Genomic DNA, 12,146 nt, shown 5'->3' on the forward strand with positions numbered 1-12,146 from the left:
TATGTCAGTCCCGTTTTCCGCGCACGCCGCTGCGCGAGTTTCCCGTCTTCGGCTGCTACCGAAGGCCGCGCTCATGCTTTCGTTCCTCGTCGCCGAGCATGGCGCACTGACGGCACCGCAGCCGCTGACACTCGGCGAGGCCCAGCAGCGGGCGGTCGCCCGCTCGCGTCAACTCGGCGCCCAAGACCAAGCCATCACTGCCGCCTACGAAATGGCGGTCGCCGCCGGCCAGCGCCCCGATCCGGTGCTGAAGGTGGGGATCGACAATTTGCCCGTCAGCGGTTCCGATCGTCTTAGCCTTGGCCACGACTTCATGACCATGCGCCGGATGGGCCTGTCGCAGGAGCTGACCGGTGCCGACAAGCTGCACTGGCGCTCCGTCCGCTATCAGATCGAAGGAGATAAGGCCCGGGCGCAAAAGGACGTCGCGCTGGCCGCCATCGAGCGCGACACCGCCATCGCCTGGCTGACGGTCTTCTACTCGGAGCAAATGGCCAGCGCAGTCGCCGCCCAGGTGACCGTGTCGCGCCAGGAAATTGCGGCCGCCGAGGCAGTCTACCGGGGTGGGCGCGGCAGCGCGGCCGATATCCTTGCGGCCCGATCTGCATTGCTCGCGCTCGATGACCGCGCCAGCGAGGTCCAGCGCCGCCAGCGTGCCGCCCACACCATGCTCGCCCGCTGGACTGGGGAAGATACCCCGGTGGCCGGCACACCGGATATCGAGCGTATTCGCTTGGACCCAGCCGCGCTCGACACCGATCTCGCCCTGCACCCTCAGATGGCCGTCCTGAACCAGCAGGCGGACCTCGCGCAAGCTGACGCCAATTTGGCCAGGGCGAATCAGCACACCGACTGGAGTGTCGAAGTCGCGTTCCAGCAGCGCGGATCTGTGTATTCGAACATGCTGTCGGTCGGTATTTCGGTGCCGCTACAGTGGGATAGGAAAAACCGACAGGACCGCGATCTGGCGGCCAAGCTTGCCCTGGTCGAGCAGACGAAGGCCGAGCGTGACGAGATGCTGCGCGAACATATCGCCGAGACACACAGCATGCTGATCGCCTGGCAGAGCGGCCAGGAGCGGATTGCCCGCTACACGCACGAATCGTTGCCGCTGGCCGCCGAACACAGCCAGGTAGTACTGGCCGCCTATCGCGCGGGGCAAGCGACGCTGGCCAACGTCCTGGCGGCGCGGCGCGGCGAGCTTGAACTGCGCCTTCAGTCGCTGGAAGTCGCGCTGGAGACAGCGCGCCTGTGGGCACAACTGAACTTCCTCTTTCCCGAGGGCGCAGCCGCACAGCACTCCGCCACCATCAACCATCAGGAAGCCAAATGAAGAACCAGAATATTGTCGCGGCGATCAGCGCTATGGTGATCGCGGCAGGCGGATACGGCGCCTACCGTTTCGGGGTGCGTCAAGGCCTGCAGTCGGTGCCGGAAAGTGGCGCCGCTGCGTCAGTCGCCGGCGACGCCGGCAAGAAGCCACTGTACTGGCACGACCCTATGGTCCCCGATCAAAAGTTCGACAAGCCCGGCAAGTCGCCCTTTATGGACATGCCGCTGGTGCCGGTCTACGCCGCCACCGGTGGCGATGACGGGGCCGTCATCGTCAGCCCGCGCGTCCAGCAGAACCTCGGCATTCGGACTGCCGTTGTCACTGTCGGCAGACTGCCATCCGCTATCGTCGCGGTCGGGAGCGTCGCGTACAACGACCGCGACGTTGCGCTGGTGCAGGCCCGCAGCAACGGGTTTATCGAACGCCTGTATGTCCGCGCCCCACTCGATCGGGTCAGACAGGGGCAGCCGCTGGCTGAGCTGTATGTACCCGACTGGATCGCAGCGCAGGAAGAATACCTGGCGACCCGCCGTCTGCAAGGTGGCGACACCGCACCGCTGGTCGACGGCGCCCGCCAGCGCATGCGTCTGGCCGGTATGACGGACCGGCAGATTCGGCTGGTCGAGTCGAGCGGCAAGGTGCATCGACGTCTCACCATTTCCGCGCCCGTCAGCGGCGTGGTCGCGGAGCTTGGCGCCCGCGAAGGCATGACCGTGACATCGGGCGCGCAACTGTTCCGCATCAACGGTCTTTCCACGGTGTGGGTGAATGCGGACGTGCCCGAGAACCTGGCGGCCAAAGTCCGGCCGGGCGATGCTGTCGAGGCGCGCTCGCCTGCCCTGCCGGGCGGCGTCTTCAAGGGCAAGGTCGGCGCGGTGTTGCCCGAGGTGGACGCCGCCACACGCACGTTGAAAGCCCGGATTGAACTGGCGAACCCTCGCGGACAACTGGTGCCCGGCATGTTCGCCACGATTACCTTCACCGCCACACGCGGCGCCGATGTGCTGCTAGTCCCGTCCGAGGCCGTGATCCAGACCGGCACGCGTAGCGTGGTCCTGCTGGCGCGGGAAGGTGGAAAGTTCCTGCCGGTCGACGTCGAACTTGGTGGCGAAGGCAATGGCCAGAGCGAGATCCGCAAGGGCCTGACCGCCGGGCAAAAAATTGTCCTGTCGGGCCAGTTCCTACTCGATTCCGAAGCCAGTCTGAAGGGAACAGCGACCCGCATGGGCGATTCCCAGTCCCCCGGATCGGCGCCGGAGGCGCCGCTCCATCACGGCCAGGGCAGGGTCGAGCATATCGGCAAGGACGAGGTGACGATTTCACATGGCCCGATCGCCACGCTGCAGTGGGGCGCGATGACCATGGGATTCAAGATGCCGCCGACAGGAATGCCCGGCAACGTCAGCGTGGGCGACCACGTGGCGTTCGACCTCAAGCCGCGATCGGACGGCGCCTTCGAGATTGTCACGATTTCGCCAGTCGGGCACGCGCCCGTCGCCAACGACAAGGCGATGGGCGACATGAAGATGCCTGCGGCGCCGACGGGAGCGCAACAATGATCGCGAAACTGATTCGCTGGTCGATCAGCAAACGCTTGCTGGTCCTGCTGGCCTCGGTGTTGATCGCCGGGTGGGGCGTCTGGTCGCTGGCGCGCACGCCGCTCGACGCGATCCCGGACCTGTCCGACGTGCAGGTCATCATCCGCACCACCTATCCGGGCCAGGCGCCACAGATCGTCGAAAATCAAGTGACCTATCCGCTGACCACCACCATGCTGTCGGTGCCCGGTGCGAAGACGGTGCGCGGCTATTCCTTCTTCGGCGACTCCTTCGTCTATATCCTGTTCGACGACGGCACCGATCCCTACTGGGCCAGGTCACGTGTGCTCGAATACCTGAATCAGGTGCAAGCGCGCCTGCCTGCGCAGGCTAAGACGGCGCTCGGCCCGGACGCAACCGGCGTCGGCTGGATCTACGAGTACGCGCTGGTCGATCGCAGTGGCAGACTTGACCTTTCGCAGCTACGCGCCTTGCACGACTGGTTCCTGAAGTTTGAGCTGAAGGCGGTGCCGAATGTCTCCGAGGTGGCCAGCGTGGGGGGGATGGTACGTCAGTACCAGATCGTGCTGGATCCCGACAAGCTGCGCGCCTATTCCATCCCCCATGGCAAGGTGATCGAGGCCGTGCAACGCGCCAACCAGGAAAGCGGCGGCGCGGTGCTGGAGCTGGGCGAAGCCGAATACATGGTTCGCGCGTCCGGCTACCTGCAGTCGCTGGACGACTTCCGGCAGATTCCGCTGATGACCACGGATGCTGGCGTGTCGGTGCGACTGGGCGATGTCGCTCGCGTGGCATTGGGGCCGGAGATGCGACGCGGTATCGCCGAACTGAACGGTGAAGGTGAAGTGGCCGGCGGCGTGATTGTCATGCGCTCCGGGAAGAACGCGCTGGACACCATCAATGCCGTCAAGGCCAAGCTGGACAAGTTGAAATCGGGCCTGCCCGCTGGTGTTGAAATCGTCCCCGTGTACGACCGTTCCAACCTGATCAAACGCGCGGTCGAGCATCTGGAGCACAAGCTGATCGAGGAATTCATCGTCGTCGCGGTGGTCTGTGCGATCTTCCTGTTCCATCTCCGCTCGGCGCTGGTGGCAATCGTATCGCTGCCATTGGGGATACTGATCGCCTACATCGTGCTGTCCTACCAGGGGGTGAATGCCAACATCATGTCATTGGGCGGCATCGCCATCGCCATCGGCGCCATGGTCGACGCGGCAGTCGTGATGATTGAGAACGCCCACCGGCATATCGAGGCTTGGCATCACGCCTATCCTGGCCGGAAGCTGGCCGGGGAGGCCCGGTGGACGGTGATTGGCGACGCGGCGGCCGAAGTCGGCCCGGCGTTGTTCTTTTCGCTGCTCATCATCGTGCTCTCCTTCATCCCGGTGTTCACGCTGGAGGCGCAGGAGGGACGCCTGTTCGCGCCGCTGGTATTTACCAAGACCTACGCGATGGCGGCGGCGGCCGGCTTGGCAGTGACGCTGATTCCCGTGTTAATGGGCTACCTAATCAGGGGGAACATACCAGCCGAACAGAAAAATCCGCTGAACCGATGGCTGATCGCGCTTTATAGGCCGCTGCTGGAAATCGTGCTTCGCCATCCCAAAACCACGCTGGTGGCGGCGGCACTGGTCGCGCTGGCGACGCTATGGCCGATGTCGCGCCTGGGCGGTGAGTTCATGCCGCCGCTGGATGAGGGGGACCTGCTGTACATGCCCTCGGCGTTGCCGGGCATCGGCGCCGGCAAGGTCGCGCAGCTGCTGCAGCAGTCCGACCGCCTGATCAAGACGGTGCCCGAGGTCCAAACCGTGTTCGGCAAGGCCGGCCGCGCTGAATCCGCTACCGATCCAGCGCCGTTAGAGATGTTCGAGACGACAATCCAGCTCAAGCCGCGCGAACAATGGCGGCCCGGCATGACCACCGACCAGCTGGTCCAAGAACTGGACCGCATCGTCAAGCTGCCTGGGCTGTCCAATATCTGGGTGCCGCCGATCCGCAACCGGATCGACATGCTGGCCACCGGGATTAAGAGCCCGGTTGGCATCAAGGTGGCCGGCACGAGCCTGCAGCAAATCGACCGCATCACCGGGGCAATTGAGCGGGTTGTCAAGCGTGTACCCGGCGTGTCGTCGGCCCTGGCCGAACGCCTCAACGGCGGGCGCTACGTCGAGATTCATATCGACCGCGACGCAGCGGCGCGCTATGGCTTGAATATCGCCGACGTGCAAAGTATCGTGTCGAGCGCCATCGGTGGCGACAACATCGGCGCAACGGTCGAGGGCCTGCAACGCTTTCCGATCAATGTGCGTTATCCGCGCGAGGTGCGCGACTCGGTAGAGAAACTGCGCGAGCTGCCGGTGTTGACCGAGCGCGGCGCGCAGATTCGGCTTGGCGATGTGGCCACGATCCGGATTGATGACGGTCCGCCCATGATCAAGAGCGAAAATGCGCGCTTGTCCGGCTGGGTGTACGTCGATATCCGGGGCCGGGATCTCAGCTCCGCAGTGCGTGAGATGCAGCAACTTGTCGCCAAGGACGTCGCGCTTCCGGCCGGCTACTCGGTGTCCTGGTCCGGGCAATTCGAATACCTGGAGCGCGCGACCGCCAAGCTCAAAGTTGTCGTGCCCATGACGTTGGTGATCATCTTCGTGCTGTTATATCTGACCTTCACGCGGATCGACGAAGCGTCGCTGATCATGGCGACGCTGCCGTTCGCGCTGGCGGGCGGCATCTGGCTGCTCTGGGCACTGGGACATAATCTGTCGGTCGCAAGCGGCGTTGGATTCATCGCCTTAGCGGGTGTGTCGGCCGAATTCGGTGTGATCATGCTGATGTATCTGAAACAGGCCTGGGAAGCGCGCCTGATGCAGGGCGCAGCCGGCGAAGCTGACCTGCTTGACGCCATACGCGAAGGCGCCGTGTTGCGTGTGCGGCCGAAGGCCATGACGGTCGCCGTGATCATCGCCGGCCTGTTGCCGGTCATGATCGGATCCGGAACGGGCTCCGAGCTCATGCAGCGTATCGCGGCGCCGATGGTGGGCGGCATGATCACCGCGCCGCTACTGTCGATGTTCGTCGTGCCGGCGCTCTACCTGCTGTTACGGCGCAGGTCAATCCGCGCTAGTCGCTAACCTCGACAACCCGGCTGTTGAGCGGCTGGATTGGGCGCGCATTCATTGTATAAAGCTTGCGAAACGCGGACAGCTGTTGCTTAGAAATCTCGGCGGTTTGCTTCAGTACCTGCCACCGGACGCCATCGCTGCATGGCGGTGTCGTCAAGGAGCCCATAAATTTAAAATAGCTGTGATCGGCCGGCAATAACTCCCCAGGATTCATATTCGCCAATGCGAGAAGTTTGCCTTCGGTGGGCAGCGCGGTGAACATTGGCGCCAACGCTTGATTCCTGCGTCCCTCCTTGAACAGCAGCGCGACGACCGACAGCTTGCCATCGAAGCCCTTGTGAACGAAGTGCGCCACCAGCGGGTAACGCACGCCGTTGACCGATTCTTCGCTGGGGGTGTGGAAGTGGAACTGCAGCAAATGGCCGACATCCTCGCCGACTTTCAGTCGTGTTCCCGGCCGCAGGATTGACTTGCACCGTGTGGCCATTGTTGATCACCTCAGCAGTCCCGGCGGCGTAGCTAAATTCCAGCGCAGCTAGTGGCGCCTTCTTTGCCGCACGCACGTCGATGTTAATCGGCGATTGTTCCTGACTCAGCCGGCAGGCCGCGTTGGCTTTATCGAGATCCGCCCCATGGCCAAACGCCGCAGTGTTTGCCTGGCAGGCGCGCTGATATGATCAATATGCGCGTTAAATACCAAATTCATCAAATATGATATTTCCGTGCGGCAATTCACTATAACAAAAAACGTGAATTCAGTTTCAAAATTATGTGATGCTGAACGATCTGGGGTCTTGGATGTCGCTTAATAGAGACGGCAGAGACGGTAGAGCGCACCTACACGTGGGATAGGACATCGCGCTGCGAAAGCGTTGGCTCATCGATTCGACAGGCCCAAAAGGCGCCGCGCTGTAAGCGCCCTCTCAAGCCGCTTTGGCAGCGCTTCAATGTTGATCGGTTTGGTCAAATAATCGTCAAAGCCGGCAGCAGCGCCGCGCGCCACATCCCCCGGCATTGCAAATGCGGTGACCGCGATAATCGGCATTGAATGGAATTCGGCATTCGCACGCAACTTTCGTAGTATCGTGTACCCATCAATATCGGGGAGTTCCACGTCGACCAGCAGCAGGGCCGGACGGTGCCGCTCGACCTCCTGCAAGCCCAAAATGCCGTTGGGCGCCCCAATCACGCGATAACCCAGACTACCGAGTAATACCAGCAGCAGATCCAGATTGGCGGGCGCGTCGTCGATCACAACGATAGTTTCCCCGTTCATGGTGATCGACTTCCTGCGCCGTGCGCCAATGTCGGCGGTACCCACTTCGGCAAGACGGCATAAAATACACTGCCCGTGCCGGGCGAACTACTCACGCCAACGTGGCCGCCTTGCGCTTCGACGAGTTTGCGAGTCAATGACAACCCCAGGCCACTGCCTTGGCATGACGACTGCGCGTTATTGCCAACCTGCCGGAATTCCTGGAACAACAGCGGCAACTCCTCGCTACCGATCCCGACGCCGCTGTCGTGCACCTCCAGCCTGATGTGGTCGGGACCGTCGACGCGGGTGTGGATCGATGCGTAGCCGCCGGCCGGCGTGAACTTGATCGCGTTGGACAGGAAGTTGTACAGAATTTGCTTGAAGCGCAGTACATCGATATAGAATTCATCCAATGTATCGTCGCGCACAACGGTGACCGAGATCGATTTCTCCCGCATCAACGTTCCGCAAATGTCTACCACCTCAGCGACCAGCGCCGAAATGCTAGCACGTTCATACCTGAACTCCATCTTGCCGGACTCGATCTTGGCCATGTCGAGGATGTCGTTGATGAGGTTCAACAGGTGCTTGCCGCTGGTGCAGATGTGCTCAACGCACTTTTGATAATCACGTGAATGGGGCATGACTATGCCCGTGCGCAGCATCTCGCCAAACCCGATCACCGCGTTAAGTGGTGTGCGCAACTCATGCGACATGCTGGCGATGAACTGGCTCTTGGCGCGGTTCACTTCTTGCATCTGAGCATTTTCCCTCTGCAGTTGCTCGCTACGCGCCATCTGCACGGCGGCGTCGCGCCGGGCGATCGCGTAGTCGATTGCCCGCCGCACGTTATCGGACAGCACCCGGTCCTTGCAGAGATAGTCCTGGGCACCGGCCGCAATGCATGCCATAGCCATCTGTTCGTCATTACCTGTGAGCACCACGATCGGTAAGTCACGATGGTGCAAGCGCACCTGCTCAACACAAACAACGCCCTTGCCGTCAGGAAGCCCTAAATCGAGCAGCACGACATCGAGCGCCAGACGATTAAGCAGGCCCAGCGCCTGTCCCAAACTGGTCGCGTAGACCAACTCGACGGTACTGCCTGCACTGAACGTCAACGTTTCCTCAATCAGCGCGGCATCGGCGGGATTGTCTTCTACGACCAGCACCTTCAGCGGCGCATCAAGCTCATTGCTCATGGCAGTTTCACCAAGGTGAACCAAAAATTCTCCACCGAACGCACTATCGACTGGAAAGCTTCCAAGCCAACCGGTTTGGTCAGATAGCAATTGGCGCCGACATCATAGCTCTTCACAATATCGAGCTCGGCGTCCGAGGACGTCAGAACAACGACCGGGATCGCACGCAACTCGGCCTGCTGTTTGATCTCGGCTAACACCTCCCTGCCACTGATCTTCGGAAGATTCAGGTCGAGGAATATCAGATCGGGCAACGCATAATCGGCATACGGTGGCTCGCGACGGAGCATTTGCAATGCCTGCTGACCATCGATCGCCACCGTGATGTCGATGCGGACCTTGCTCGCTTCTAGCGTATCCCGTGTCAACTCGACATCACCGGGATTGTCTTCCACCAACAAGGCGCGAAATAGACGTCTCATTACCTCCCCCTTCGGATCAGGCACGCAAAGTAAAATGGAAGGTAGCGCCGGCGCCCAGCGCCGAGTCGACCCAGATACGACCGCCGTGGCGCTCGACAATACGCTTGGCAATGGCCAGGCCGATGCCACTGCCCTCATAGCGTCCGAGTTCGTGCAGCCGCTGGAACATCTGGAAGACCTTGTCTGCAAACGCCGTGTCCAGGCCTATGCCGTTGTCGCTCACTGAAAACTGCCAACTCGTTTCATCGATCGGCTGGGCCTCGATACGCAGATGCAAAGGTGTCTCTGAACGAAATTTGATCGCGTTACCGATCAGGTTCTGAAATAGCTGCCGCATCTGCCCTTCATCCACCGTCAGTGACGGCAGAACCCCCACATCGACGCGTGCGTCGCAATGCTGCAGTGGCGCCTCCAGTAGGTGCAGGACGCCTTCGACGACTTTTTGCATCGCAGTCCGCACCTTGGGCTTGCCTTGGCTGCCCACGCGCGAATATTGTAGTAAGTCAGCGACCAAGCGTTGCATGCGCTTGGCGCCATCATTGGCAAAATGCAAATACTTATCTGCCTTGGCATCCAACTGTCCTTGATAGCGCTGGGAGAGCAATTCCGTGAAGTTGGCCACCATTCGCAAAGGTTCCTGGAGATCGTGCGAAGCGACGTAGGCGAATTGCTCTAAGTCGGCATTGCTGCGCCGGAGATCGTTTTCTACGCGCTTACGTTCGCTGATGTCGATGATGCAGGCCAACGTGGCGCCACCGTCCAGGCCCTCGATAGGATTCAAGCCAATTTCAACCGGTATTTCGACGCCATCGCTGCGCCGCGCGAATAATGCCCGCTCGGCGCCCATCGGACGCGTCGATGGGGAGCGATGGAAACCGGCGACCATCGCTGGGTGCTGTGCTCGATAGCGCTCGGGTAACAGGATCTCAAGCGGTTTACCGATGAGATCTTGGCGGTCATAGCCAAACACCTCTTCGGCCTTGCGGTTGATAAAAGTGATGTTACGCTGTTGGTCGATGACCAGCATGGCATTGGGCGACGATTCGACGATGTGGCGAAAGCGCTGTTCAGCCTGGCGTATCCTGCTAATGTCAATGACACTCGCCAACACCAGCTGACCTTCGGCGGCATCGATCGGGGTGAGCCCGATTTCAAGGGGAAATTCCGTGCCGTCGCTACGGCGTCCATTCAACTCCCGCCCCACTCCCATCGGCCGGGCGCTGGGGTTCGACAGGAAAGCCTGTCGTAGCGCGGGATGCGCCGCGCGCAGCCGTTCCGGTATCAGTATTTCCACCTTAGCGCCGAGTAACTGGCGGCGCGGGTAGCCAAACAAGACCTCCGCGGCGGCATTAATAAGCAGTATCTCGCCCTGCTGATTAAGTAACAATAACGCACTCGGCGAACACTCAACCAAATGTCGGAAGAGGCCACTATTGCTGTCCACCGCATGCACCTCGGGCGACAATGGTGCCGCGAAGGAGTTGCTCATGAATGTCGCTCCATCAATTTAGGTGGAAAACACACTCATGGTCTACTTCGTATGGCATGAGTTACCAGAACAGAGAGGTTGCAGTCGAAGCGCCGCGCTCCGACCATGTTGCCACATCAGCGTGGCTGCCGGCAATCAGTATCCCTCTTCGGCCGATAAGGTTGTGGCTTTATTGATAATCTACGGCTAACGGTTTCAACCGTCCGAAGTGCCAGCGCTGCCGTACAGCACCGTACTACTCTTTGGCATAGCCCTTGATCTCCTGTTTTTTTTTTGGCGTGGTGCGCATCGGCGAAGGGTGTCGATCATTCGCTATTCCAGCAACGCTGTGATGGCCAGCGGCGTGCCGCTGGTGATCACTTGCCCGACCTCCGGCAACGCAGCGAAGCGATAGCCGATCACGCGGAAGTTTTGCACCGCGTCGCCGCTGAAGGCCGGGCCCTCCTTGGGTGCAAGAGCCATCAACGCGCCATCGGCCGCTTGAAACCGTACCTGCACCGCTTCGCCGCGCCTATAAATAAACTGGACGCCGGCGCAGCTCTTGCCTTGGTCTTCGCCGGCATAGCGCAGATAGGCCAGCAGTTGATCACACGCGGTGCGCAAATCAGCTGAGGAATAAATGCCATCAGGCCGCGTGACGATGGACACCCAGGGCCCGGCGCTGAACTGCCCTGCTTTGCGGCTGACCACCAGTTCCGCATTGTCGTCGTAGGCCGCTCTGGAAAACGGGAAGGTGGCGCGGCCGAGCGCATCGAGCGTCAGCGATGTTTGCGTGGTTTTAGTGGTCAACGTTAGCCGCACGCCGTCCAGCGTAACGTTCTTGTCGCGCGGACGAAGACGATAGTGGTTTTGCAAAAACTGTTTGGGCTTGCCGTACTTTTCAAACCAGATCATCTGACGGTAAGCATCGCGATAGGCGATCCAGTCGCTGTCCTCCTGCGCCCAGGCGAAGGAAGACAGCAAGGTGAAACAGAGCAGGATCGCCGGGCGCATCGTCAGAACCGGTACGCCAGGCCGGTTGACCAGGTGGTAAAGGTGCGCCGGTCAACGATAGGACTGTCCGCCGGCTGGCTGCCCAGGCGGGACGCGGTGACGCCACTGGTGAGCAGCCATTTGCTGCTCAGTGCCCAGTTCCAGTTGGCGCCAACCGACAGCGCCGCCATGCCGCCATCCGGACGATAATCGCGCACGCCCCCCCGGTCGCGGCGCACTTCATAGCGCTCGCGCATGACGGAATCGCTGGCCAGCGCCACGCTGGCGAACAATGACAAGGCGTGGTGCGGCGCAAGTCCGGTCCAGCTTTGCTGCACGCCCGCCTCGCCACGGAAGCCGTGCGCGCTGGTGTCGTAGACCATGCTGGTGCGCAGCCGCGCATCGTCACCGAGGTAATAGTTAAAGAAGCCGCCGGCGTCGGGCGAGCCGCTGATGGGGGGTGAGCCACGCAGGCGACGACTGTCGTTCGGATCGCGTGAGTTGGTCGACATCAGCAACGGCCCATATTCCACGCCGGCCGTTTGTGACAGATGCAGCCCGGCGACACCACCGGACGAAACGAAGATGCCGTTACTCCATTCAACCTGTAACAATGGCCGCAGCAGTACCGGACGCGCTTCGCCGGCTTGCGCCGCATTGCCGGTCACAAGCCCTGCCCCCAGATACATATCGCGGCTACCGTCCGGCATCATTGGCGTATGGTCGTCGGCATATACTACGCCGCACAACGGCAGCAGCATCAGAGGGAGTAGCGGGTTCATGTTGTCC

The 12,146-nt window shown here is 61.3% G+C and carries 10 protein-coding genes and 1 pseudogene; 3 read left to right on the plus strand and 8 right to left on the minus strand.

The window, feature by feature from the left end; genetic code table 11:
- Position 1 precedes the first annotated feature (1 nt).
- From GTP44_RS02720 to GTP44_RS02730, 3 genes are read left to right on the plus strand one after another with little or no spacing between them, the layout of a single operon-like run.
- Positions 2-1,333, plus strand: a complete 1,332-nt coding sequence (locus GTP44_RS02720; protein WP_229256747.1) for a TolC family protein — start codon at positions 2-4, stop codon at positions 1,331-1,333.
- On the plus strand, positions 1,330-2,892 hold the full coding sequence (locus tag GTP44_RS02725; protein WP_161018224.1) for an efflux RND transporter periplasmic adaptor subunit: 1,563 nt from the start codon (positions 1,330-1,332) through the stop codon (positions 2,890-2,892). Before GTP44_RS02720 ends, GTP44_RS02725 begins: the two co-directional genes overlap by 4 nt.
- Positions 2,889-6,023, plus strand: a complete 3,135-nt coding sequence (locus GTP44_RS02730) for an efflux RND transporter permease subunit (RefSeq protein WP_161018225.1) — start codon at positions 2,889-2,891, stop codon at positions 6,021-6,023. The genes GTP44_RS02725 and GTP44_RS02730 overlap by 4 nt, the downstream gene beginning before the upstream one ends.
- Here GTP44_RS02730 and GTP44_RS02735 read toward each other — a convergent pair.
- From GTP44_RS02735 to GTP44_RS02770, 8 genes and pseudogenes are all read right to left on the minus strand, one after another.
- Positions 6,013-6,501: a carbonic anhydrase family protein gene (locus GTP44_RS02735; protein WP_161018226.1), complete on the minus strand. Its 489-nt coding sequence runs from the start codon at positions 6,499-6,501 to the stop codon at positions 6,013-6,015. The two genes, GTP44_RS02730 and GTP44_RS02735, sit on opposite strands and share 11 nt — an antisense overlap.
- Before the next feature lie 25 nt (positions 6,502-6,526).
- Positions 6,527-6,577 (minus strand): annotated as a pseudogene (locus GTP44_RS28160) (hypothetical protein); the annotation flags it as partial.
- A 314-nt stretch (positions 6,578-6,891) separates the two neighbouring features.
- Complete coding sequence (locus GTP44_RS02745; RefSeq protein WP_161018227.1) at positions 6,892-7,290, minus strand: response regulator; 399 nt, start codon at positions 7,288-7,290, stop codon at positions 6,892-6,894.
- On the minus strand, positions 7,287-8,474 hold the full coding sequence (locus GTP44_RS02750) for a hybrid sensor histidine kinase/response regulator (RefSeq protein ID WP_161018228.1): 1,188 nt from the start codon (positions 8,472-8,474) through the stop codon (positions 7,287-7,289). The genes GTP44_RS02745 and GTP44_RS02750 overlap by 4 nt, the downstream gene beginning before the upstream one ends.
- Complete coding sequence (locus tag GTP44_RS02755; protein ID WP_160990448.1) at positions 8,471-8,896, minus strand: response regulator; 426 nt, start codon at positions 8,894-8,896, stop codon at positions 8,471-8,473. Before GTP44_RS02755 ends, GTP44_RS02750 begins: the two co-directional genes overlap by 4 nt.
- A gap of 16 nt (positions 8,897-8,912) precedes the next feature.
- Positions 8,913-10,385 (minus strand): sensor histidine kinase, encoded by a 1,473-nt coding sequence (locus GTP44_RS02760; RefSeq protein WP_161018229.1) that lies wholly within the window; start codon positions 10,383-10,385, stop codon positions 8,913-8,915.
- 312 nt (positions 10,386-10,697) lie between these two features.
- Positions 10,698-11,378 carry a hypothetical protein gene (locus tag GTP44_RS02765; RefSeq protein WP_161018230.1) on the minus strand — a complete coding sequence of 227 codons (681 nt, stop codon included), beginning with the start codon at positions 11,376-11,378 and terminating at the stop codon, positions 10,698-10,700.
- A 2-nt stretch (positions 11,379-11,380) separates the two neighbouring features.
- Entirely contained in the window at positions 11,381-12,139 is a 759-nt protein-coding gene (locus tag GTP44_RS02770) for a MipA/OmpV family protein (RefSeq protein ID WP_161018231.1), read from the minus strand.
- Positions 12,140-12,146: the final 7 nt, after the last annotated feature.

This window comes from Duganella lactea, assembly GCF_009857505.1.
Lineage (GTDB): Bacteria > Pseudomonadota > Gammaproteobacteria > Burkholderiales > Burkholderiaceae_D > Rugamonas > Rugamonas lactea.